The sequence below is a fragment of the uncultured Litoreibacter sp. genome (genome assembly GCF_947501785.1).
Classification (GTDB): domain Bacteria; phylum Pseudomonadota; class Alphaproteobacteria; order Rhodobacterales; family Rhodobacteraceae; genus Litoreibacter.
The window spans coordinates 2,376,743-2,397,749 of the sequence record NZ_CANMXB010000001.1; the positions used below are offsets into that span (position 1 = coordinate 2,376,743).

General features: G+C 54.9%; 26 protein-coding genes and 1 pseudogene. 14 read left to right on the forward strand and 13 right to left on the reverse strand.

The window, feature by feature from the left end; translation table 11 throughout:
• Positions 1-7 precede the first annotated feature (7 nt).
• From Q0899_RS11900 to Q0899_RS11915, 4 genes are all read left to right on the forward strand, one after another.
• Entirely contained in the window at positions 8-892 is an 885-nt protein-coding gene (locus Q0899_RS11900; protein WP_299193031.1) for a 3-keto-5-aminohexanoate cleavage protein, read from the forward strand.
• Positions 889-1,644, forward strand: a complete 756-nt coding sequence (locus Q0899_RS11905; protein ID WP_299193033.1) for an SDR family oxidoreductase — start codon at positions 889-891, stop codon at positions 1,642-1,644. Before Q0899_RS11900 ends, Q0899_RS11905 begins: the two co-directional genes overlap by 4 nt.
• 340 nt (positions 1,645-1,984) lie before the next feature.
• Positions 1,985-2,398, forward strand: coding sequence for a nuclear transport factor 2 family protein (locus Q0899_RS11910; protein WP_298362330.1), 414 nt, complete (start codon positions 1,985-1,987; stop codon positions 2,396-2,398).
• Positions 2,399-2,749 (forward strand): MerR family transcriptional regulator, encoded by a 351-nt coding sequence (locus tag Q0899_RS11915; protein WP_298362333.1) that lies wholly within the window; start codon positions 2,399-2,401, stop codon positions 2,747-2,749. It begins immediately after the preceding gene.
• Positions 2,750-2,995: 246 nt separating this feature from the next.
• Here the strand turns inward: Q0899_RS11915 and Q0899_RS11920 are convergent, their stop codons facing one another.
• The 4 genes from Q0899_RS11920 to Q0899_RS11935 are packed head-to-tail and all read right to left on the reverse strand — an operon-like array spanning position 2,996 to position 5,383.
• A complete protein-coding gene (locus Q0899_RS11920) occupies positions 2,996-3,586 on the reverse strand; it encodes an NAD(P)H-dependent oxidoreductase (protein ID WP_299193039.1) in 591 nt (196 codons plus the stop codon).
• 28 nt (positions 3,587-3,614) lie between these two features.
• Positions 3,615-4,457 (reverse strand): sulfurtransferase, encoded by an 843-nt coding sequence (locus Q0899_RS11925; RefSeq protein ID WP_299193041.1) that lies wholly within the window; start codon positions 4,455-4,457, stop codon positions 3,615-3,617.
• A complete protein-coding gene (locus Q0899_RS11930) occupies positions 4,454-4,996 on the reverse strand; it encodes a protein tyrosine phosphatase family protein (RefSeq protein ID WP_299193043.1) in 543 nt (180 codons plus the stop codon). The genes Q0899_RS11925 and Q0899_RS11930 overlap by 4 nt, the downstream gene beginning before the upstream one ends.
• A 33-nt stretch (positions 4,997-5,029) precedes the next feature.
• Positions 5,030-5,383 carry a nuclear transport factor 2 family protein gene (locus Q0899_RS11935; protein WP_298362341.1) on the reverse strand — a complete coding sequence of 118 codons (354 nt, stop codon included), beginning with the start codon at positions 5,381-5,383 and terminating at the stop codon, positions 5,030-5,032.
• An 86-nt stretch (positions 5,384-5,469) separates the two neighbouring features.
• On the opposite strand from Q0899_RS11935, the gene Q0899_RS11940 reads away from it, so the two are divergent.
• The 4 genes from Q0899_RS11940 to Q0899_RS11955 all read left to right on the forward strand — a co-directional run bounded on the left by Q0899_RS11940 (position 5,470) and on the right by Q0899_RS11955 (position 9,254).
• Complete coding sequence (locus tag Q0899_RS11940; protein ID WP_298299143.1) at positions 5,470-6,324, forward strand: LysR family transcriptional regulator; 855 nt, start codon at positions 5,470-5,472, stop codon at positions 6,322-6,324.
• A 402-nt stretch (positions 6,325-6,726) separates the two neighbouring features.
• Entirely contained in the window at positions 6,727-8,022 is a 1,296-nt protein-coding gene (locus Q0899_RS11945; protein ID WP_299193046.1) for a sulfite oxidase, read from the forward strand.
• A 56-nt stretch (positions 8,023-8,078) separates the two neighbouring features.
• The gene (locus Q0899_RS11950) at positions 8,079-8,789 is read left to right on the forward strand and encodes a cytochrome c family protein (RefSeq protein WP_299193049.1); all 711 of its coding nucleotides are present in this window, start codon (positions 8,079-8,081) and stop codon (positions 8,787-8,789) included.
• A gap of 18 nt (positions 8,790-8,807) precedes the next feature.
• The gene (locus Q0899_RS11955; RefSeq protein WP_299193052.1) at positions 8,808-9,254 is read left to right on the forward strand and encodes a DUF302 domain-containing protein; all 447 of its coding nucleotides are present in this window, start codon (positions 8,808-8,810) and stop codon (positions 9,252-9,254) included.
• A gap of 90 nt (positions 9,255-9,344) precedes the next feature.
• On the opposite strand, the gene Q0899_RS11960 is transcribed toward Q0899_RS11955, so the two are convergent.
• Complete coding sequence (locus Q0899_RS11960; RefSeq protein WP_299193054.1) at positions 9,345-10,082, reverse strand: hypothetical protein; 738 nt, start codon at positions 10,080-10,082, stop codon at positions 9,345-9,347.
• The gene (locus Q0899_RS11965) at positions 10,079-10,600 is read right to left on the reverse strand and encodes a sigma-70 family RNA polymerase sigma factor (RefSeq protein ID WP_299193056.1); all 522 of its coding nucleotides are present in this window, start codon (positions 10,598-10,600) and stop codon (positions 10,079-10,081) included. Before Q0899_RS11965 ends, Q0899_RS11960 begins: the two co-directional genes overlap by 4 nt.
• 444 nt (positions 10,601-11,044) lie before the next feature.
• Between Q0899_RS11965 and Q0899_RS11970 the strand changes: the two genes are divergently transcribed.
• The 3 genes from Q0899_RS11970 to Q0899_RS11980 are packed head-to-tail and all read left to right on the forward strand — an operon-like array spanning position 11,045 to position 14,690.
• Positions 11,045-12,454 (forward strand): DUF4173 domain-containing protein, encoded by a 1,410-nt coding sequence (locus tag Q0899_RS11970; RefSeq protein WP_299195362.1) that lies wholly within the window; start codon positions 11,045-11,047, stop codon positions 12,452-12,454.
• Positions 12,455-12,465: 11 nt separating this feature from the next.
• Positions 12,466-13,149 (forward strand): response regulator transcription factor, encoded by a 684-nt coding sequence (locus Q0899_RS11975; protein ID WP_299193058.1) that lies wholly within the window; start codon positions 12,466-12,468, stop codon positions 13,147-13,149.
• Positions 13,137-14,690 carry an ATP-binding protein gene (locus Q0899_RS11980; protein ID WP_298362366.1) on the forward strand — a complete coding sequence of 518 codons (1,554 nt, stop codon included), beginning with the start codon at positions 13,137-13,139 and terminating at the stop codon, positions 14,688-14,690. Before Q0899_RS11975 ends, Q0899_RS11980 begins: the two co-directional genes overlap by 13 nt.
• Positions 14,691-14,864: 174 nt before the next feature.
• On the opposite strand, the gene Q0899_RS11985 is transcribed toward Q0899_RS11980, so the two are convergent.
• From Q0899_RS11985 to Q0899_RS12000, 4 genes are all read right to left on the reverse strand, one after another.
• A complete protein-coding gene (locus Q0899_RS11985; protein ID WP_299193061.1) occupies positions 14,865-15,107 on the reverse strand; it encodes a hypothetical protein in 243 nt (80 codons plus the stop codon).
• Between the two features lie 149 nt (positions 15,108-15,256).
• Positions 15,257-15,691 carry a DUF4275 family protein gene (locus tag Q0899_RS11990; RefSeq protein ID WP_299193063.1) on the reverse strand — a complete coding sequence of 145 codons (435 nt, stop codon included), beginning with the start codon at positions 15,689-15,691 and terminating at the stop codon, positions 15,257-15,259.
• A gap of 304 nt (positions 15,692-15,995) precedes the next feature.
• Complete coding sequence (locus tag Q0899_RS11995; RefSeq protein ID WP_366942115.1) at positions 15,996-16,502, reverse strand: pyridoxamine 5'-phosphate oxidase family protein; 507 nt, start codon at positions 16,500-16,502, stop codon at positions 15,996-15,998.
• 141 nt (positions 16,503-16,643) lie between these two features.
• Positions 16,644-16,910: a DUF1127 domain-containing protein gene (locus tag Q0899_RS12000; protein WP_298360645.1), complete on the reverse strand. Its 267-nt coding sequence runs from the start codon at positions 16,908-16,910 to the stop codon at positions 16,644-16,646.
• A gap of 176 nt (positions 16,911-17,086) precedes the next feature.
• Between Q0899_RS12000 and Q0899_RS12005 the strand changes: the two genes are divergently transcribed.
• The gene (locus Q0899_RS12005) at positions 17,087-17,806 is read left to right on the forward strand and encodes a helix-turn-helix domain-containing protein (protein ID WP_299193066.1); all 720 of its coding nucleotides are present in this window, start codon (positions 17,087-17,089) and stop codon (positions 17,804-17,806) included.
• A 219-nt stretch (positions 17,807-18,025) separates the two neighbouring features.
• On the opposite strand, the gene Q0899_RS12010 is transcribed toward Q0899_RS12005, so the two are convergent.
• From Q0899_RS12010 to Q0899_RS19415, 3 genes and pseudogenes are all read right to left on the reverse strand, one after another.
• On the reverse strand, positions 18,026-18,676 hold the full coding sequence (locus Q0899_RS12010; protein WP_299193068.1) for a LysE family translocator: 651 nt from the start codon (positions 18,674-18,676) through the stop codon (positions 18,026-18,028).
• A 65-nt stretch (positions 18,677-18,741) separates the two neighbouring features.
• The gene (locus Q0899_RS12015; RefSeq protein WP_299193070.1) at positions 18,742-19,488 is read right to left on the reverse strand and encodes a WYL domain-containing protein; all 747 of its coding nucleotides are present in this window, start codon (positions 19,486-19,488) and stop codon (positions 18,742-18,744) included.
• A gap of 39 nt (positions 19,489-19,527) precedes the next feature.
• A pseudogene (locus tag Q0899_RS19415) lies at positions 19,528-19,692 on the reverse strand (HTH domain-containing protein); the annotation flags it as partial.
• Between the two features lie 101 nt (positions 19,693-19,793).
• On the opposite strand from Q0899_RS19415, the gene Q0899_RS12020 reads away from it, so the two are divergent.
• Positions 19,794-20,333, forward strand: coding sequence for a hypothetical protein (locus Q0899_RS12020; protein ID WP_298360654.1), 540 nt, complete (start codon positions 19,794-19,796; stop codon positions 20,331-20,333).
• Positions 20,330-20,821: a hypothetical protein gene (locus Q0899_RS12025; RefSeq protein WP_298360656.1), complete on the forward strand. Its 492-nt coding sequence runs from the start codon at positions 20,330-20,332 to the stop codon at positions 20,819-20,821. The genes Q0899_RS12020 and Q0899_RS12025 overlap by 4 nt, the downstream gene beginning before the upstream one ends.
• Positions 20,822-21,007 lie beyond the last annotated feature (186 nt).

Sequence of the window (21,007 nt, forward strand, 5' to 3'; positions counted from 1 at the left end):
GGCCCGTGTGTCAAAAACCTTTATCACCTGCGCGATCACGGGGGCCGGAGACGGGCCTAAGCGAAGCCCGCTGGTACCGGTCACACCCGAAGAGATCGCGGACTCTGCGCTTGCGGCCGCCATAGCAGGGGCCGCGATTGTCCACCTGCATGTTCGCGACCCTGACACCGGTGAAGGCTCACGCGACAATGACCTGTATCGACAGGTTGTGGAAAGGATCAGGGATCGAAACCGTGATGTAATCATCAATCTCACGGCCGGGATGGGAGGCGATGCCGTGTTCGGAGGCGATGACCCGCTGCCATTGCAGAACGGCACTGACCTGATCGGCCCTACCGAACGACTGTCCCATGTCAAAAAACTGCGCCCGGATATCTGCACACTCGATTGTGGTTCCTACAACGTGGGCGATGGCAATCTCGTCTATGTCAGTACGTCCGACTATATCCGGGTCGGGGCAAAACGGATCAGGCAGCTTGGGGTTCGGCCCGAACTTGAGGTCTTTGATCTGGGGCACCTGCGATATTCCCTGAAGCTCCTGAGGGACGGCGTGTTCGATGCACCGACAATGATCCAGTTCTGTTTGGGTGTTCCCTATGGTGCGCCCGCCGACACTGCTGCCATGAAAATGATGGCGGACATGGTGCGAGAGCACGATGTGATCTGGTCCGCCTTTGGTGTCGGCCGCGATCAGTTGCGGATGGTAGCGCAGGCTGTTTTGCTCGGCGGACATGTCCGTGTCGGTCTCGAAGACAACCTCTATCTCAAACGCGGCGTCCCTGCGCGCAACGAACAACTGGTCACTAAGGCTGCCGAGATTATCGATACGCTTGGTGGTGCGGTGATGTCACCGGAAGAGACACGCGACCTTCTAAGAATGGAACGGTCTTGAAGCGGCGGTTGATTATATCGGCAGGCGCAAATGGGATTGGCCTTGCCATTGCTCGCCATTTTGCCGCCAACGGAGCGTCAGTCGCAATCTGCGACGTTGATGAGGAGGCGATCGCGGCGGTCGCTGCCGAATTTGATCTCGCCACGGTCTGTGATGTTACGGACGCAGACGTAATGGACAACTTTGTAAAAAATGCTGTTTCGCGTCTAAGTGGTGTTACCACTGTCATTGCCAACGCGGGAACTGCAGGCCCAACGTCAAACCTTGAGGATATCGACCCTGACGACTGGTCCCGCACAATCGCTGTGAACTTGACTGGGCAATATACGCTGTTGAAATCCACCATTCCTCATTTGAAGGCGCAAGGCGCTGGTGCGGTGATCTTAATGTCATCCGCCGCCGGTCGGCTGGGACTGCCGATGCGAAGTCCCTACGCGGCAGCGAAATGGGGTGTCATTGGATTGAAAGAAACGCTGGCGATGGAGCTGGGACCACACGGCATTAGCGTAAATGCGATCCTGCCGGGCTCGGTAACTGGCCCTCGCATGGATGCGGTTTTGACTGCAAAGGCGAAAGCCACAAACATCTCTCTTGAAGAAGCCCGTCTAGCTGAAGTTGCGAATGCCTCGATGTGCCGCATGATCGACCCACAGGAGATCGCTGAACTGGCGTGGTTCCTTGCCTCCCCGGCTGCCCGCTCGGTTTCGGGCCAGTCGGTCGGGTTGTGTGGTAACTTTGAGACCCTGCGATAGCGGACGTTCAAGTGAATTATTCGAGCGGCAGCAAAGTCCGCGATCCCGACCTTGTTGGACGTTAGGCAGTCGTAAACGCCTGACTGAAACGATCAGATGTCCGATTTGAGCCCAATTCGGCCAATTCTGCGCGAGCAACGAATGTCCAAAACTGCAGGAATGGTAGCATTTGCGACGACTTCTGCCGCAGTCCGCAAGCAGGAGACAAGCCCTGTACAAGGCTTTCAACAGAACTACGGTCTACGCTCGTACAAACCTTACTTTCTTCCATGAAACGTTGTTGACATGGAGTTACTCCAAGTCGGTACATGTTTGGCCCTGTTGATCCAGGAGTGAATTCATGTCCGAAAGAATACGCAATTTTCTGTCCAGCCTTGCTAATCTTGACCAAGCAAAAAAACTGGTGACCCCCGACGTCCGCTTCATTGCTGTCCGCGAGCAATCCTACGATGCTCTCTCCGTTTACGGCACCTTTGAGGGATACGATGGATTGGTAGAGTTCGTTTCGGGTTTGCGCGCGCACTTTGACACGCAACAGTTCCATATTGATGCCTCGCTGGAGAGCGAAGAATTGGGGTATGCGTCGGGACGCTTCGAGCATCGCATTCGCACGACAGGGAGACCATTTGTAAGCCATTGGGCTGTAATGTGTGAATTTCGCGACGGAAAAATCGCGCTCTACCGCTTTTACGAAGACAACGCCGCTTTGGAAGAAGCCATGGGCAGCCGGACTGAATGCAAGGAAGAAATTTGAATGAAGATTGCCGAGGCAACAGCAGAAAGCGGATTGAACGCCGACACGATTCGCTTTTATGAGCGGCAAGGATTATTGGACAGAATCAAGCGTGGTCCGGATGGACACAGGGCCTTTTCCCCGAAAGATCTGCGATGGCTCAAGCTGTTTGAAAGGTTGCGCTCGACCGGCATGCCACTTGCTGAAATGAAGCGCTTCGCCGAGCTTGCGAGGGAAGGCGACCAAACGCGCGCTCTGCGCTTAGAGATGCTCAAACAGCATCTGGTCAGACTGAACGACATGCAACAGCGCATTGATAATTGCCGTGCACTGATAGATGCAAAAATCTCAATCTATTCGGGTTTGGAATAACTGGCGGACTTTAAACTCAACACAAGTCTTGCCATTGTCGGATGATGCGGCAACTTGCTTGCGCCTGACAGCCTGGCGCTAAGCAGCCATTCGCGCAGGTGTAGCAAAAGTTCATTTCGTCCCGCCATGCAGTCATCCTATTTGCTGAAATGCTGCGCTCGTGGGTCAATGTCCGCTAAGCGGGCTGCGGATGCAGCATGGCCGAGGGTTGATCAACGGCAGCTCTGGGCCGAGCTGGACAAGCGCCTAAAACAAGGCGTCGATTTGCGTGGTGATCCGGCTATCCAAAGACGCCGGATCCACCACGGTCATGTCCGCCGCGATGACATGCGCGTCCGTAATGCCCAAGAACCTAAGTACGTGAACCAAGTAAGGCGATACGAAATCCATGTCCCCCATCACAGGGGTTTCGCCTGTCGCAACAACAATATACGCAGTTTTGCCAGTAGCGAGCCCCACATAGGTTTGGTCCGGGTCCGGGCGGAATGTTACGCCAGGGCGCGCCACGTGATCGACCCACGCCTTCAGCGCGGCAGGTAGGCCAAAGTTATACATCGAGGCCGAGATGACCAGAATGTCAGCATCGAGAAGCTCTTGTGCCAGCGCATCAGACGTCGCCAATGTTGCGTGTTGATCAGCGGTGCGTGCATCGGCTGGAGTGAAGCTCGCCCCGACCCAGTTTTCGGTCAAAAACGCGGCCTCATCACTTGCCGCGCGGGTGGTGACGGTGAGTGTATCGTGTATCCCTTGCAGGCGTTCGATGACCAAGTGGCCACCCGTGAGGGACGAAGAGCCATTTTGGCGCACGCTAGACGTCACGTGAAGAACAGAGGTCATGGGCAATTCCAATTCTGAAAGATGTTTGTCAGGAGCCGTGCGACTGCGCGACAGGGCGGTCCGGGTCCTGTTTCCAAACAGCAAAAGACCCGTCGAACAGTATGCCTGTCTTTTTGATTTTCGCGAGCGCCAAGAGGACAACCGTGGCGGCGTACCCAGATCCACAAGACGCGATCAGTGGCTTTGAGGCCCAATCAGGTGCGCGTTCATCCAAGACCGCTACGATCGTGTCGGCATCCAGAAATGTGCCGCTATCCGGATCAAGCACTGCGCCGAACGGAACATTCAATGCACCCGGAATATGGCCAGTACGTGGGTCATCCGCGTTTCCCGCGTAGTTTGCGGCCCCGCGGGCGTCGATGACACAGGCGTCGTCTTGAAGCGTAAGAAATGCCTCCAAATCAAGCTTAAGGCCGGGCACATGTTTGGGGACGAAGCTGCCTGTTTTGGGCATGGCCGACGCCGTCGAAACTTGCATCCGCCGGTTTTTCCAATGGGTCCAACCGCCATCTAGAACTTGCACGTTGTCAAAGCCCCAATGCCGCATGGCGAGCCAAATCCGGCCCGCATGCATGTGCGAAGACGCATCATAAAGCACGACAAGGTCGCCCTCATTGATACCAAGCGCCGCAAAGGACGCGCGCGCCTCTGCTTCATCCGCGATAGGCGCCAAACCGGGTGCCACATTCTGCGCGATGAAATGCCGGGTCCAATCCAGAAAGACGGCTCCGGGGATGTGTCCCGCATCATAGTCGTCCGGCAAGGCCCGCGCAGGCGATGCCCAAGTGCCGCGCACGTCGAAGACCTTCACGTTTGGTGCATCAATGACGGTGTTCAAGTCGTCTGCAGATATCAAGGGGCCTTGCGTCATTGTTCAGCCCCCGCGATGTTGTCTGCAAGATAGTCCTGCCAAACCGTGTCACGGGCAAAGTCATAGCCTGCAACGTCTCTCCAGATAGTTTCCAGCTGTTCAAGCTCGGCGGCTTGAATATCAGGCGCTCGAATAACCCGATGCGCCGCCACAAGGGCAGACGCACGCGCATTCGCCCAGCAATGGACAAGAACCTTACGATCACCAACACGGTCCATCGCATTCAGAAAGGTCTGAAATTCCTCTGCCTTGGGATCGCGCCAGCTAACCGGAACATGGATGTATTCAACACCTTGAGCCGCCAGAATTTCCCCTTCTTCGGGGTTGTAGATGCCTTCAGATTCTGGGACGAGGTTGATCACAACTTCGATGCCATCGTCTGCAGCTTCGGCCAATTGTGAGGCACTGGGCTGGCCAGACGTCAGAACCGTTGGCTCAAACTGATAGAAATTGCGGGCCTCAGTGATGTCTGCGAGTGCGGGCGTCATCGCCAGTGTTGTCATGATGATCGCAACGGCTGTGATCTTGCGGAATGCCATGTCTGTATCTCCTATAGAATTGAGCGTTCGGCCTTACTTGTTGACCGTGGTGTAGGTCTTGGAGACGATCTTCCAACCAACGTTCAGCCGCAGCAGGGTGAGCAAATCGAAGAATTGGAACGTCGGCAGATCAATGGTGACTTTGACCAGTGCCATGTCGTTGTTGATCTCGATTTCAGTGATCTCGCTGGTATTCGGGGGAAGTGTTCCGCTGTCGGCCAAAGCCTCCAACGCGCTGCGCGGGGTCAGCACAAGATTTCCGTCCGCATCCAGCGAGTTCAGATTAACACTTGAATAGAACGCCTTGGCGACACGGGCTCCACTTCCATCGCGGATGCCTTCAATATAGTGCGTCACGGTTGCAATGATTTGGTCTTTGTCGGTCATCGTCTTGTCCTTTCGGATGGTCGCTGCTTGACCAACATGTAGGGGGCACGCTACGTTTAATAAAATGAAATGATGCGAACGATATAATGCACAAAAACGAACGCTACTTCACCGATGGCAACCTGTTGAAGACATTTGTCGAGATTGCAGATTGCAAAAACCTGACCCTCGCCGCGTCTCGGTTGAACCGAAGCCAATCAGCGATCAGCGTGCAGCTGCGCAAACTGGAAGAAGAGTTGGGCGCATCGCTGTTCCTGCGTGATGGGAAAGGAATGTCCTTATCGCCAAGCGGGGAAAAGTTGTTGCCCGCCGCACAGCGTAGCTTGGCAGAACTCGCGGGGATCAAGTCACTCTTTGCCGAACCTCTGAACGGTCGCATACGGGTCGGTATTCCAGAGGATTTCGACGAGGGCGTCTTGGAAAAAGCTCTGTCAGACTTCCGTCGCTCCAATCCGGATGTCGAGGTCGTCGCGACATCGGGCTGCACTGCAGGTTTTGCCGATGCGATCCGGGCGGACAAGTTGGATATTGCAGTTTGCTCTGCGGTCACAACCGTCCCGGGCGAGGTATTCCGCGAACAACAAGCGGTCTGGGCCGCGAGCGAGACGCTTTATCTCAAGGCAAACGATCCCGTGCCACTTGCGATCATCGACCATGGATGCTGGTTGGCGGAGCTGCCAAAGGTGTCGCTGGATCAGCAAGGGCGCACGTACAATGTCGCCTTTGCCTGTACGGGTATCATGAGCCAAAAGGCTGCGATCCGAGCCGGGTTCGCAGTTGGCGTCATCTATCAAGACAGCGTCGAAGAAGACATGAAAATACTAACGTCCAAAGACAACTTTCCACCTTTGCCAAAGTTCAAAAGATCCATCTTTATCGGTGACAACGCCCCCCGAGACTTGGCCAACGCCATGGCGGCTGCAATAAGGCGTGCGACCTGATGTCGGACTTTTGTTGATGGAACACCGGCTATCGCCCGCGGCCCTGCAATAGCAGTGTGCCAGCGGACTCGAAGTGCGCATTGTGGACGTTGAGTCACACACCGAGCGCTTCGGTAGCGCCGTCCTGATCCTTAAATTTGACAAAGCTCAAATTTCGCGCCCGAAGCGAATGGCAGCTATGGGGGCTGCAACCGCAGCATTGAGGCAACTGGTTGAATGACCGGTAAGGGCCGGCTTGCCCGATGCCGCATTCGGTTGGATCTCTGTAGCTACCAACACTAGTCATACTGCGCGGCGAGGAAAAATACCTAGTCGCTCGGAATAAATCGCCCTCCCTGTACGTCTCTCTTGCAAATGACGGTGTGCGATTGTGCACCGCGCCAGCAGCCAAGGGAGGAAAACATGGCTCTAGATGAGGACAAGAAACGTTCGGTTCAGGAATTTTTTGCAGACAATCCTGAGAAAGCAGACAAGGAATTTTTCGGACGGGTCGCGAACCCGGACCGGCGCGGGTTTCTGAAGCGCACCGGCCTAGCGACAATGGCTGCGATGGTTGGCACATCAATCCCCTTCCACCGCAACATGCCTATCGGCTTTGTGCCCGCCGCAATGGCGCAGGAGAACGTGCTGATCGGCAAAGACGGGCTGACGTTGCTCAACGATCGCCCGGTGAATGCCGAGACTCCGCCCGAACTTCTTGACGATGCGATCACGCCCACGAGCCGCCACTTCATCCGCAACAACGGCATCCCGCCGGAAGATGTCGATCCAGCTACTTGGACGCTGATCATCGACGGTTTCGTCGATACGCCGCTCGAACTGACGATTGCCGACATACGTGAGCAATTCGAGGTCGTAACGATGGCGCTGACTCTGGAATGCGGCGGTAACGGTCGCGGCTTCTTCAATCCGCCTGCCAAGGGCAACCAGTGGACTTACGGTGCGGTGGCTTGTTCGGAATGGACCGGTGTGCGCCTCAAGGACGTGCTCGAAAAGGCGGGCGTACAGTCGAACGTGGTTTACACCGCGCATTACGGTGCCGACGGACACCTGTCGGGCGATCCCGACAAGCTACCGATCTCGCGCGGGGTGCCGATTGCCAAGGCGATGACCGACAACATCCTGATCGCGTTCGAAATGAATGGCGATGCACTGCACCCGATGAATGGCGCTCCGTTGCGCCTCGTCGTCCCGGGCTGGCCGGCTTCGACGGGACACAAGTGGCTCACCCGGATCGAGCTGCGCGATCAAGTTCACGACGGCCCGAAGATGACTGGAACGGCCTATCGCGTTCCGGCCTACCCAGTCTCCGCAGGGCAGGACGTTCCGAAGGAAGATTTCGTGATCATCGAGAGGATGCCGGTCAAATCGCTGGTGACTTTCCCGGCCAATGGCGCGGATACAGGAATGGAGACAGAAGTGCGGGGCCATGCTTGGTCAGGTGATCGCACCGTCAGCAAGGTCGAGATTTCGACCGATTTCGGTTCAACCTGGATGGATGCTGAGTTAGACGCGCCGGTCAATGACGGGGCCTGGCAGAACTGGCGCGCCAATGTCACGTTCCAGCAAGCGGGCTATTACGAGGTCTGGGCGCGCGCGACAGACAGCGAAGGGACGATGCAGCCCTTTGCTATCGACTGGAATCCCAAAGGCTATCTGAACAATACCATGCACCGCGTGGGCGTTCGCGCAAGCTGATCAATATCGGGGCGGCGTGAAGCCGCCCCTCGACACTTCCGGACTGGAGTAACCTCATGTGCTTCGCAACTTTGCGAAATCTATCTCTTATTGCGCTCGGCTTCGGCCTTGCCTCGCCTGCCTTTGCTGATCTTGACGCGGCTCTTGCCGCAGCTGACGTGTCAAAGGGAGAGCGAGTCTTCAAGAAATGTGCCGCCTGCCACACCGTCGAACAAGGCGACAAGAACAAGGTTGGCCCCAACCTCTACGGCAGTGTCGGCGGGCCGGTCGCTGCGGTTGACGGCTTCAAGTATTCAAGCGCCCTGACCGAGTACGGCGGAGATTGGACGCTTGAGCGACTCGACGCCTTTCTCACGAAACCTAGGGCCGAGGTCAAAGGTACTAAGATGAGTTTTGCCGGGCTGAAAAAAGAAGAAGACCGCGCGAACCTGATCGCTTATCTGAACACGTTCTCCGAAAATCCGCTTTCCCTCGGTGCGACCGAGGCCGCAGTGGAGACCGCTAAGGATGAAGAGGAATACGAATTTGGCGTCTTGTTCGATGCACCGGGAGTAGAAACTACCTACTACGCCTGTATTGCCTGTCATTCCGAGATGATTGTCGCTCAACAGGGGCTGACCCGCGACGAGTGGGATGAGATGTTCGAGTGGATGGTCGAAGAACAAGGGATGTCCGAAATTGAAGAGCCGGACAGGACTGAGATCCTCGACTACCTTGCCGAACAGTATAACACCGACAGACCAAACTTTCCCAATCCAAGAAACTAAGACCCGAAAGGATACCTCATGAAACAGATGATTTATGCCGCCTTGTTCGCGGTGTTGCCCTTTGCAAGTTTTGCTGCTGAGCTGATCAAAAAACCAAGCGCTCATGACGTAGAAACGACCGCCAACAGGTTGGAAGCGGCAATCAGCAAAGCTGGGGCAACCCTTTTCGCGCGCGTTGATCATGCCGCAGGTGCCGCAAGTATTGACGCGGAGCTTCGCCCGACGGTGATGTTAATGTTCGGAAACCCCAAAATCGGCACACCAGCGATGCAGGACAATCAGACGTCTGGCCTCGATTTGCCGCTGCGAGTGGTCATTTTTCAGGATGAAAGTGGTTCAACCCATCTAGCCTACCGCCAACCTGCTGACTTTGCAGCGGCGCATGGTTTGGATGCGGGCGCAGAGTACATAGCGCGTATGACAGGTGCGCTGGACAAGCTTACCAACGCCGCGACATCTCAGTAGAAATTGCTGAGTTCAAGCTCGCACATGTGACACTGGGCCATTTCTTTGTGCACCATGGAAAAGGCCCGGTTTTTCGTGAACCGGGTTTCTTCAGGTGCAGCGCGCTGCCTTTGCGGTTGTTTCGACCAATGAAGCCATCAATTGTTCATTGGCTTGCTGTCGGGTTGCCAGGGTCAAATACGCCGCAATAGCGTTGAACTTCCCTTGGTCCATGCCGGTTGCGACGATCATATGCCGGATGTTGTCTTCCGTAGACCACTCGGCAACCTGCAGTCTTGCCGAGGGGCTGAGTTCAGCCACGGCAAATGTTCCTCGGAAGTAAGTGAGACGACACCCATTGCGACCCGCATAGTGGGTGACAAGGCCGTCGCTTGCGTCTTCCACCGCGACCGCCGTCAAATTCGCACTCGCAAGATCGGGGACATCTGCAATCTGCCCGGCTGCAACCGCGCGTAGGTCTCCCGTTTCAACTGTGAATGATTGCGCCGCGAAATTGGCGTGAATGTCGAAGGCCGACGGTTCTTTGAAGACCTGAGGACCAACAGCAACGGCCAAAGCAATCGCTGCTGCGACGGCCCCTCCAATAAGCCACCTCGTCGGTCGCGCGTTCTGGTTCGTTGGCGCTTTTGGCTGCATAGATGAAATCTGCTGAGTATCCGGACGCAGGGCACCGAGGCTCGCCGATACACTCGACACATCCCTCAAGGCCTCTTCAAGCAGCGGTTCTGACGCGAGGCGCGACTCCAGGGTCCGGCGCTCCGCGTCACCCAACTCGCCATCGTGATAGGCGTTGATCAGTTCCCAGTCGTTCTCGTTCAACTCGTTCATCTTCTGCTTTTCTCGATTTCGTCGCGCGCGCGCGTCCCCTCGACCAGCGTCAAGAGGGCTTTTCGCGCGCGGCTGATCCGGCTCATGACCGTCCCGTTCGCGACATTCATCACTTCTGCCGCTTCGGCGTATTTCAATCCCATTATGTCCACAAGACACAGCACTTCGCGCATGTCCGGAGACAGTTTTTCGAAGGCCATGCGAATGAGGATGTCTCGTGCAGCATCCGATGTGCCTGCTTCATCAGACAGACGTTTCTCCGCCGCTAAATATTCCCGGCGCACACGTCTTTTTCTGAGTTCATCATAATGCAGGTTGCGGATCACCCGAAACATCCACGGTCTCAGCTCATCAAGCACCGTTGGGCGGCTGTTGGTTCTCAGCGCCCGCTCAATGGCGTCCTGAACGAGGTCCTCGGCATCATCGGGAGACGCGCAAATAGCGATCGCATAGGCCCGAAATTCCGGGAGAAGCAGTTCAATCTGAGTAAGCGATGCCATGTCAGCACTGTGCTTCAAATTGAAGGACCGGTCAAAGAATCTGGAAACTCAAATAGCCTAAGGCCCTTTGCTGGTGCAGCGAATGGCTGAAAAGACGGGCCGCATTGCAGCACCCCTGGTAAGGTGCGGACGGCAGCTTTGGGCCGGTCATGGTCAGCGGTATTTTGCCTTGGCATGGGCTCCATTGCCGCAACTCTTAGCTATTCGTATGAGATCTAATTTAGTTCTGCACGAACGTACCTCATCTCCTGCATTTTAGCCAACTAGTCAGAACCCATCTGAAGATTAGGAGACACAGATATGGGCGAACTGGTTATTCGGGGTGTACCGACCTCTTTGAAACAAGACGGTTGGTGGATGGCGAGCGCGAGTGACGGGGCCGTAACCGGCAATCCGGTCGACGGCAGGGTTTTGGACAAATCCATCTTGGACGCAAAGCGGTTTTTGATGGTCGTAGGGTTGGTGCTGCTGGCCGATTTCTTGTTTTGGAAGCATTCCGTCGGATTGTCGCTTTTCCTGTTTAGCGCGGCGCTGGGAGTTGCGGCAGTCGTAAGTCTCCGCCCAGTGATGTCGCTTGCAGAATGGGCTGTGGCTACTGCGCTTTGGTTTGCCAGCGCCTTGCCGGTCCTCGAATACGTCCAGCTGATTTCGGTCTTGTTCTTGGGATTAGGTCATTTCGGCATTCTCGTCTGGATGGTGATCCGTTCTCCGTTGATCGGCGTTATGCGCGGCATTGCGCGGTTAAGTTATCTTATCCCGGATTTTGTGCTTAAAACATGTCTGGCAATTGGTGGTTCGGTGTCGAACCGGCGTCATATGGTCATCCGCAAGGATACGATGTCAGGTTGGGTGCTTCCCATTGGCCTGGGAAGCGTGTTCTTGGTTCTGTTTCTCGCGGCCAATCCCGTGTTGGAAAACTGGGCTGACAGCTTGTTTGAAATCGAGCTTTCATTGGACTCGTTTCGGCGTCTGACGTTCTGGGCGGTCGTTGCCGCGCTGGTCTTGCCATTTGTATTGTTTCGCCAAATGGCGAAGCAGTTGTCGGCGCAGGCGTTGCCCTTTGAAGGTCAGTTCGATTTTGATGGGCGTTTGATCAACGCGCAATCCATCACGAATTCGTTGCTGATGTTTAACATCATGTTCCTGCTTCAAAACGCGGCTGATGTGACGTTTCTTTGGGGGGGTATCGCGCTTCCTGAAGGCATGACCTATGCCACATACGCACATAAAGGGGCCTATCCACTGATGGGGACATCTGTTCTGGCCGGGGTCTTTGCCGTGATGTCCCGCAGATATCTTGAAAGCTCTGCGTGGCTGCGGGTCCTGCTGATTGTCTGGGTCGTGCAGAATCTATTCTTGGTGGGCTCGTCGCTTGCGCGTTTGGACCTATACATAGATGTCTATGGTTTGACTTATCTGCGACTGCGGGCTCTGATCGGGATGTGGCTCGTTATGACAGGTATGATGCTACTGCTCTGGCAGCTGTGGCGGTACAGATCTAACCTTTGGGTGACCAAAATGTTCGCGGGCATTGTGCTGAGTACGCTCTATATCTGCTGTTTCGTGAATTTTGCTTATGTTATCGCCAAAACCAACATCGCGCAGAACGACGGTCAACTTGATGTCAGCTACCTCTGCACGGACACGCGCGACGGCATTCAAGCGGTCGTGACCTATGGCAAGGACGGCGGATCGAAACACTGCTTGCCTTACAGACATAGCTGGTCTCCTCAGGTTGAAGGTTGGCGTGATTGGAGCCGGCGTCAGGCGCGATTGGATGGGTCCCTGATCGCATATGACCAGTTGGAAACACGCGCGGCACCATCGCAGATTGATGACATGCGGCGGCCCAACCTCTACCAATACGATTGAGGAGACGGGGTATGAAAACGGATGTTCTAGTTGTCGATGATGATGCCAGCATCAGGTCGGTTATTGCCATGGCTCTGGGTGATGCGGGAATGCAAGTTCATGAGGCGGCAAATGGCTCGGCTGCCTTGGTCACGCAACGCCGCAACCCTTGTGATCTGGTGGTGCTCGATATTGGTATGCCTGAGATGGACGGGTTCGAGACCTGTCAGGCCTTGCGAAAATTCAGTCAGGTGCCTGTTTTGTTTCTAACGGCCCGCGACGACGAGATCGACCGCGTTCTCGGCTTCCAGCTTGGCGGCGACGACTATGTCACCAAGCCATTCAGCCCGCGCGAATTGGTGCTGCGGATCAAGGCCATCCTCAGCCGTACCCGCGCAGGCGAGCCCGAAGAACAATCTTGCCATGGCCAATTGCTGCTGAACCACAGGGCGCATCAGGCCATCTTGGGCGCGCAGGAGTTTGAGCTGACAGGGGTTGAGTTTTCTGTCCTCAAGGCATTTGTGTCCCATCCCGATCAGGTTTTCACCAGAGACCAGTTGATCAACGCAGTCTATGGCCACAATTCGCAATTGTCCGACCGGACCATCGACAGCCATGTACGCAACCTGCGCCAGAAGGCACGCAAATTGGGATATGACGACCTGATCCGAACAATCCATGGGATAGGGTTGCGGCTGGGCACATGCGCGAAATGAAGGTGCGCGACAAATGGCGACCGTCACTCGCGGTTTTGATCGCGCTTGTGGTTGGTGTTCTCGTGCTGCTGCCCTTCGTGGCATTGACTGTCGCGCGCATCACCAGCAATCAATTCGTGCAGCAAACGGAGGCGAACCTCTACGCCCAGGCCGCCATCTATAGTGAGGTATATGGTCAAGCCTTCCAAACCCACCAATCCGACCCGACATTTGGAATGGTGCTGTCATCTGAGCAAATAGAGTGGCTACAAAGGAGGTGGCACCCCATTGATCCTGTTCTGAACTCAGGCCGCAGCACGATCCAGTCTCCCCGGCCAGACCCGAAGCCCTCAGCGGCACCTCGGCACCCGGTCCATGAGGCGCTGTCAGATGACTTGACGCTGTTGGCAAAGGCCGCTCAGAAATCGACATTGGTTGGCTTTCTCGCACTGGACCACCAAGGGCGGATAATCGCGGCCTCTGGCATGGATAGGGGCAGTCTCCGCCATGTTCCTGAGGTCGCCAGTGCTTTAGCTGGTGATGTTGCCTCTGCTACACGTTGGCGGGAGGATGAATTTAATCGCCATTCGCTCAAATCACTCAGTCGGGACACCAAATTTCGTGTCTACGTGGCGCACCCAGTCAGAGTCGCCGACAGAGTGGTCGGGGTGATCTACCTGTCCAGAACACCGTCCAATCTGAATAAGTACCTGCTTCAACAAAGAGGTGCGCTGCTGTGGCTGCTGGCGGCCGTGACCTTGTCGGCGGCGCTGATTGGCGTCTTCCTCTGGCGATTTCTAACCAGGCCCTTGACCCAGTTGCAGGAGCAGGCCAGCCGGATAGCCAAAGGGGAAACCGAAGGTAGTTTGCCAAGCTATGGCGTAAAGGAACTTGCGGGGCTTGGTCAAAGCTTGATGGATATGGGGGCCGCGCTCCAAGCTAAATCTGCGGCGCTGGAGACTTATACCAAACATGCCACCCACGAATTAAAATCACCTGTTACTTCGATAGCAGGGGCGGCTGAGCTGCTGCAGGGCGATCCTGTCTCTGCAGATCGGCGGGTCGCCTTGGCCACCACCATCGGCAAGGACGCCGCGCGGATGGACCAGCTTTTGATTCGAATGCGAGAGATGGTGGCAGGTCAAACCCGCTTTGACCCAACCCCAATTCAGTTAAGTGCGCTGCACCCACAGCTGAATGCGGTTTTCGATGAGCTGGAAATAAAGTTGGAAGGCGATGTCGATGCGTTGCTGCCAATACCCAAGGAAGGAGCAGAAATCTGCCTGCACCACCTGCTTCAGAACGCGTGCGAACATGATGCCAACGCAGTATTAATCACGTATGATAACGCCACCCGGGAAATGCGGGTGGAGGATAACGGCACTGGCATTTCTGAGGCTAATATCGCCAAAATCATGACGCCATTCTTCACCACAAAGCGCTCTAGTGGTGGGACAGGGATGGGACTGAGCATTACGTCCGAGGTCGCATCACAGTTTGGGGGCGTTGTCAGTGCAGAGAACATTAGCGCAGGTGCTTTGATCAAATTTAATTTCAAATAGCATCTGCTCTTGTGCGTCTAAGCGGTAGCCTATTGTTCTTCTCAGAAATTGGTATGCTATCAGGCTGCGCTAACCCATTGGTTTTGTGAACGGCAGCCTCATCGAATGTCCGGTTTTAGATGCCGCGTCGCAGCATACGCGTCTAATGGCGAAGGTCGGGTATGAGCCGAGATATCAGATTGGTTCTCCGTCGATGAAAATTTGCCTCGATGTCATGGCCGCACCAGGTTTCATCCGCACGCGCCGGTTCGGCACCTCAAGAAGGAAATCGGCCACATCGTCCAGCGAGCTTGGCCAGACTGGGTTCATTGTTTGACCTGGCTCGAAGCATTCAAAGAAATGTCCTCCGCCGCGAGGATATCTCTCTGCAGTTTTTCTCACTATACCATCCTCGATCTTTTCAATCCGATCCACCACTGTCTTTGCTCCCTACACGAACGCCACCTGCTGCGTTGTTCCATCAATGCATCTTAGTGAAAAGAGGATATCAAGCCATTGATCAATGGCAGCTATGGGAAAGCTGCATTGCAGCTATTCAAACTTGTCTCAACGGCGACTTTGGGCCGTCAGCTAACATTCTTTGATTTCATGGCAAGATACGGTCCGATTTCTGGTTGTTCATGCGTAAAGACCATCGTCCAGTTCATGTTATGGTGCGCAACATATATGTCGGCTTGCAGAGAAGTAAGGTCGGGGTACCTGTCAGAGGTGCAAGCATACGCCCAAGTGTTCTCCTCTTCGAAAACAAAATAGGGCGCCGGCCATAAGGCTTGATAGGCAATAGTCGCATCCAACCCTGCAACAGCGGCTTGAAGTCCATAGCTAAAGCCATGCCACCGAAAGCGATTGTGAATCCAAGCACCAGTCTCTTTTTTCACTCTCGCTGCATAGCAGTTTAACCACTGTTTCCTAAGGCGTTCGCTCTCGTTCGCGGGAACACACTGAAAGTCGACATCGTGATCCGAAAGGCTGTTCTCAATCTGAATGGTTCCGAGGCTCATTCTTGAGCTGGCTTTCTGTTGCATTTCTTCATGCCGACAAACATCGCACTAGATCTAACTCCTGTCTAACGCCAAGGCCAAGAACCCTTCGTCTACCAATCATAGGAAGAAACGAAGTGACCGAATGGCTGGTTTGACGGCCTGCACCGCAGCATCTATCTGACCGGGTAAAGGCAGCCTAGGGCCGTCTGTGAGGGCGGTTTGTATAGTGGAAGCGGCAATGCCGCGCTGCACCCGATGGCAACCAAGAGCCAGACATCACCGATGCTGCGCGTGGCAGCAAGGGCTGCTTTGGAAGCTCCCTTTAGTCCTCAAAAATGCCGGTAGGCCGTCCGTCAATCGTTTCGCGGTTCTTGCGTTGCCAGTAGTCTTTGACGCCGTCAGGCCCCAATCCGTCGTAGTAGGGCTCCAGATCCTCTTCGCCACGGGACCTGCGGAAATCCATCTCGGGCACGCCCGTCCCACACGATGTTTGAACAAGGTCGATGTCCAAATCAAAGACTTGGCGGCTTCCGCCCATTTTGGCAAATCTGGAAACCAGCGTCTCCCACTCGGCGTCGCGTGGAAGATAGGTTTTCGCCTGGCCATAAACGCGAAGGATCATGGGATTACCTTCGAACGCGCAAAACATGAGTGTCATGCGACCAGTTGCTTGAACGTGGGCGGCGGTCTCGTTGCCGCTGCCGGACAGGTTGAGCCAGACAATCCGATTGTCATCCTCGATCCTGAGCGTATTCAGCCCCTTGGGGGAAACATTTACGCGTCCGGTCTGATCTGCCGTTGCCACGAAGAAGACGGGCTGCTTTTCAATGAATCTCCGGAGTGTTCCGTTTAGTTTTTTCCTGTCGCCATGGCCTCGCCTCCGATAGTAGAACGTTTGCTAAATGGACTGCGTTGAGCCTCGAAGTCCAGACAGAGCGCAACGCGGCTAACGTTGATTGCTGAATCCGAGTTACCAACTGCCAGCTCGTGACTTACAGATGCAGGAGAGTTCGAGCGCGCCATGGGAAGGCAGCGGCGTGTGGGCGATGGAAGATATTTCGTTCCGGGTCAGGCCGATGTCTCTGAGGTGCTTGTCGGAAAGTTGTTCGAGACTCGCTTTCATTACCCGACGATCAAAGAACGTGCGAACCATCGATGCGGGGGCCTGGATCAGCCTCGAAAACGTCTCGGTCATTCCTGTCAGGTCCAGCGGAGCGGTTTGCGAAATGAAGGTCATCTGATTTCTCCTTGGGTTTGCATTCGTTGTTCTGATCACTCAATCTCACACGTCGCCGCTGCTATGGGTCAGTGTAGAATGTGGACTGCTCTCGGTACAGAATGTGTACTAGTTCATGAGTATGCAGTGGCGGTATGCTTCAACGAACACATATGCACGCTCAGGGAGCCTCGCCCATGACAACCAAACCCTATGGTCTATATTGCCCCACCTCAAAGGCCTGCGAAGTCTTGATGCCGCGCTGGACGATCCAGATTTTGGGTGAACTTTGGGGGGGCTCTTCGCGGTTCAACGAGATCAGGCGCGGACTGCCGGGCATCTCACCGACACTGCTGACCAAACGCCTGAAAGAAATGCAGGAGAACGGACTGCTAGAGCGCGTCGAGGACCCCGCAACTGGTAAAATCGACTATATTCGCACCGACAAAGCAGCGGAGCTGGACACGGTGCTGACCGAGCTTGCCAAATGGGCACAATGTCACATCAAGGCGGAAATTGCGCTGGAAGATCGGGATGCCGATCTGCTTATGTGGAATGTCCGGCGTCAGGTTGATCTGGATGAATTGCCCACCAGACAGAATGTCATGCGGTTCAATTTCACCGATGCCACCTCCCCGGCATCGACCTATTGGCTCATTGCCAAGCCGGGCGAGACGGTTGAGTTATGTGCCAGTGATCCGGGGTTCGATGTCGATCTATACATTGAAACAGAAGTCACGGTGATGACGGGCTTCTACCTTGGTCGCAGGTCATTTGAGCGCGCCGTGGAAGACGGGAGCTTCTTCATGAGTGGAGATCAGCGACTGATAAAAACGTTCCGGAAATGGTTCAAGTTCAGCATGCACTCTCAAACGGACGGCATCGCGCAAGTTGACGATACCGCGATCCAATCATAGCTCGGTCTGAACTCGCTGAGCCGTACATTTGCGGACATTTGGACTTGGTCAATGAACGGCAGTTTTGTCCCGCGATGCCGTCATCCAGCTTGCTTGAATGCTGCGCTCTGCCGCCGAGGTCCGCTTTGCGGAAGCTGCATCGCGGCGCCGCGACCAAGGCCAACGTCCGGTTTGGGCCGAACTTTGGGTGCGAGGGACCCGACAGACCGGGTACGCCGATCAACCGCCCCATATCCCACGCGCGATGCTTAGAGAGGCGATCAGGATAAGAAATACGCCCATCGCGCGGCTTAGTTTGACCTCGAGTGTTCTGCCGTCGCCTAATTTTCTGGTCAGTTTGGACATCGCCCATGCGCTACCGCCATAGATTGCGATCTGAACGAAGGAGATGATCATACCGAGGATGATCACTTGCATCCCCAACGAACCCTTTTCGGGTTGGATAAACTGGGGAAATACCGCGAACATGAAAAAGTAGGCTTTGGGATTCAGCAGACAGGTGATGATCCCTTGTCCCATTGTGGCAATACGCGAACGCGCCGTAGCATTGTGCTCAGACCGGGGTCCTGGCTCGGCTTTTAGGAGTTGATATCCCAGCCAGGCCAGGTAGGCCGCGCCCAAGAACAGCATCGCCGAAAACGCACCTGGCACGGCCTGCAATATCAAGCCGATCCCGAGATAGGCCATAAGACTATGCGCGATCCCGCCTAAAACGATGCCGCTGAGGGCTGCCATGCCGCTGCTGCGACCGCCCGCCAACGTATTGCCAATGACAAATGCGATGTCAGAGCCGGGCAAGGCAATAATCCCCAGCACCAGAATGAAAAAGATCCAAAGTTGTCCCGGACCAATGAGGGAAATCAGCTCCATGATACGGCTCCTGCATTGCAATAGAACGCAGCTATCAGCCGTTACATGACAAGGCATGTCATGATTTACTTGTAATAATTTCCAGCCAGCCGGGAAACTTCGTTTTGTACAGCCAAACGAAGCGTTTCGGGGGCGATCACTTCAGCTTCGGCACCAAGATACAAAATTTGGCGAACAGTGTTTGCCTCGCCCTCAACTGCCAGTTCGATATCCGTCACATCAGGTTGATCTGGCACAGGGAAACTGGCAATCGGCAATCGTCCCACTTCTTTCAAGAGGTTCTGCCCCTTCTGTGTCACCCGCAGACGCGCTCGATTACCTCTGATGTAGACTTCAAACGATGTCAGCCATTCGCTCCAAAACTGGCCGACGTCAAAATCGGTTGGGCGTTCGAAATTGCCCTCCAACACCGACAGGCTTTGGATATTGGCAATCTTATAGACCCGCATCGTCTGAGCGCGCCCGATCAGATACCAATCACCGGCCTTCAGCACGACAGCAATCGCGTCCAAGTCTCGCTGGATCGGACCCTTCCAGCTTTCATAGTGGATAGAAATCCGCTGATCGGCCCAGACGGCCTGTGCGATGGCGATTGCAAGTGGCGCGCTTTCTTTCTTCCGGTACCAGCTAAAGGGATCGAGATGAAAACGGTCTGAAACCAACGCGGCTTTGCTGCGTGTTGCCTCGGGAAGCGCGGCCATCAGTTTGCGTTCTGTTTGCGAGAGCGCATCCGTCAACCCAAGGTCATCCAGCGCAGATCCAATGCCCGACAACATCAATACACGCGCTTCATCCGCATCCAGACCGGTCAATTTGGTCTGATACCCGTCCAAAAGGCGAAAGCCACCCTGACGACCGCGTTCGGCATAAATCGGAACACCGGCAGCGCTCAGCTCATCCACGTCCCTGTGGATCGTTCTTGTCGAAACCTCCAATTCCTCAGCAAGTTGGTCAGCGGTCCGATGCCCGCGGGCTTGCAAAGTCATCAAAATAGATAGGAGGCGCGAGGCTTTCATCAAAAGTCCTTAAATTTCACCGGCACTGCTTAATCATGACATCATTTGGCATGTTAACTTTGCTAGCGATCAATTGTCAGCAACAAATCAAGGGAACCAGCATGACCACCGATCTTGAAAAGCCCTCAACAAGTTACGCGCCCGTCGGGAGAGGGGTGATAACTGGAAAGGGTGTGGGAGATTTCGATTTTCTCACAGGACATTGGCGCATTCAGCACAAGAGGCTGAAAGATGGCACCAAGGATGACTGGCAGAGTTTCGAAAGTACCGCGACCGTTTACCCTGTGCTTGATGGCATGGGAAGTATTGAGGAACTGCGAAAGCCTGACAGCAGCCCCATGGGGTTGGGAATCCGTGTCTGGCGACCCGAATTGGATCAATGGGCCGACCATTGGACAGGTGCAGATGACTGCGTCGTCAATGCCCCCCAATTTGGTCGCTTTATCGATGGTGAAGGCGTGTTCATTTCTAACGAGGAAGTGGACGGTATCAAATGGAAATGTCGAGGTGTGTGGGACCGGATAACCTCGGAGTCCTGCCGCTGGCATCAGTCGGCGTCAAATGACGGCGGCAAGAACTGGGACTGGAACTGGTGGATGGACTGGACGCGACAGCGTTCGACCGGAGCAGCAAAGGAATGAACCAATTACCTGAAACCCTACAAGTCAGTCCGACCTATCGTCATTATGAGAAGATCATCCGCGGCCATGGCGTCATAGACCCGACAACCAGCCGCCTGAAATGGTATGACATTAACCCTATTGACCAGCCCATTGAGCAAGCAGTCAGAGATATTGCACGAGGTTTTGTGCTCGGCGAAATGACATCTGATCGTGGCCCGTCGGCCCGGGAAATGGGCTTCGTTCTTTTACATCGGTGCGGTGAAAGGTTCTACTTTTTGGGACTCTGCACATGGCGCGGAAACAACGAACTTTGGAAAACGATCTTCTTCTTTGAGACTGACACCATGGAAGATTTTGCTCTCTTCCCCCAAGACGGGCCACACAAAGACACGTTTTGCGTCTGGGAACTGGCTGTGGTGAGCCATGAGACGCAGGCGTGGACAACATACCTGTTGTCAACCCGGACTGAGATTCAAGCTGACAAGTATTTAACGACGGTACTTTAAGAGCGATCATTGTCGAAGCCTCAACGAGCGCTTTCTCTGTCCGCGAACCACTGACACTCTTGAATTGCTGCGTGACGCACAAATGTCGGCTATGCGGGCTGCGCCTGCAGCAATCGAGCACCCATACCAAGGTCTGGAATGGGCCGTCAGCGAGGATGCAGTTTTTCTGCGCAAGCAACATTCCGC

Bases quoted from the DNA above. Each gene is read 5' to 3' on its own strand.
- Q0899_RS11935 (WP_298362341.1), bottom strand. From the start codon at position 5,383: ATGACCGACAAAGACCAAATCATTGCAACCGTGACGCACTATATTGAA.
- Q0899_RS11990 (WP_299193063.1), bottom strand. From the start codon at position 15,691: ATGAGCCTCGGAACCATTCAGATTGAGAACAGCCTTTCGGATCACGAT.
- Q0899_RS11980 (WP_298362366.1), top strand. From the start codon at position 13,137: ATGCGCGAAATGAAGGTGCGCGACAAATGGCGACCGTCACTCGCGGTT.
- Q0899_RS11975 (WP_299193058.1), top strand. From the start codon at position 12,466: ATGAAAACGGATGTTCTAGTTGTCGATGATGATGCCAGCATCAGGTCG.
- Q0899_RS11915 (WP_298362333.1), top strand. From the start codon at position 2,399: ATGAAGATTGCCGAGGCAACAGCAGAAAGCGGATTGAACGCCGACACG.
- Q0899_RS12020 (WP_298360654.1), top strand. From the start codon at position 19,794: ATGACCACCGATCTTGAAAAGCCCTCAACAAGTTACGCGCCCGTCGGG.
- Q0899_RS11945 (WP_299193046.1), top strand. From the start codon at position 6,727: ATGGCTCTAGATGAGGACAAGAAACGTTCGGTTCAGGAATTTTTTGCA.
- Q0899_RS11960 (WP_299193054.1), bottom strand. From the start codon at position 10,082: ATGAACGAGTTGAACGAGAACGACTGGGAACTGATCAACGCCTATCAC.
- Q0899_RS12000 (WP_298360645.1), bottom strand. From the start codon at position 16,910: ATGACCTTCATTTCGCAAACCGCTCCGCTGGACCTGACAGGAATGACC.
- Q0899_RS11940 (WP_298299143.1), top strand. From the start codon at position 5,470: ATGCACAAAAACGAACGCTACTTCACCGATGGCAACCTGTTGAAGACA.
- Q0899_RS12005 (WP_299193066.1), top strand. From the start codon at position 17,087: ATGACAACCAAACCCTATGGTCTATATTGCCCCACCTCAAAGGCCTGC.
- Q0899_RS11955 (WP_299193052.1), top strand. From the start codon at position 8,808: ATGAAACAGATGATTTATGCCGCCTTGTTCGCGGTGTTGCCCTTTGCA.
- Q0899_RS11910 (WP_298362330.1), top strand. From the start codon at position 1,985: ATGTCCGAAAGAATACGCAATTTTCTGTCCAGCCTTGCTAATCTTGAC.
- Q0899_RS11930 (WP_299193043.1), bottom strand. From the start codon at position 4,996: ATGGCATTCCGCAAGATCACAGCCGTTGCGATCATCATGACAACACTG.
- Q0899_RS11925 (WP_299193041.1), bottom strand. From the start codon at position 4,457: ATGACGCAAGGCCCCTTGATATCTGCAGACGACTTGAACACCGTCATT.
- Q0899_RS11950 (WP_299193049.1), top strand. From the start codon at position 8,079: ATGTGCTTCGCAACTTTGCGAAATCTATCTCTTATTGCGCTCGGCTTC.
- Q0899_RS11920 (WP_299193039.1), bottom strand. From the start codon at position 3,586: ATGACCTCTGTTCTTCACGTGACGTCTAGCGTGCGCCAAAATGGCTCT.
- Q0899_RS12025 (WP_298360656.1), top strand. From the start codon at position 20,330: ATGAACCAATTACCTGAAACCCTACAAGTCAGTCCGACCTATCGTCAT.
- Q0899_RS12010 (WP_299193068.1), bottom strand. From the start codon at position 18,676: ATGGAGCTGATTTCCCTCATTGGTCCGGGACAACTTTGGATCTTTTTC.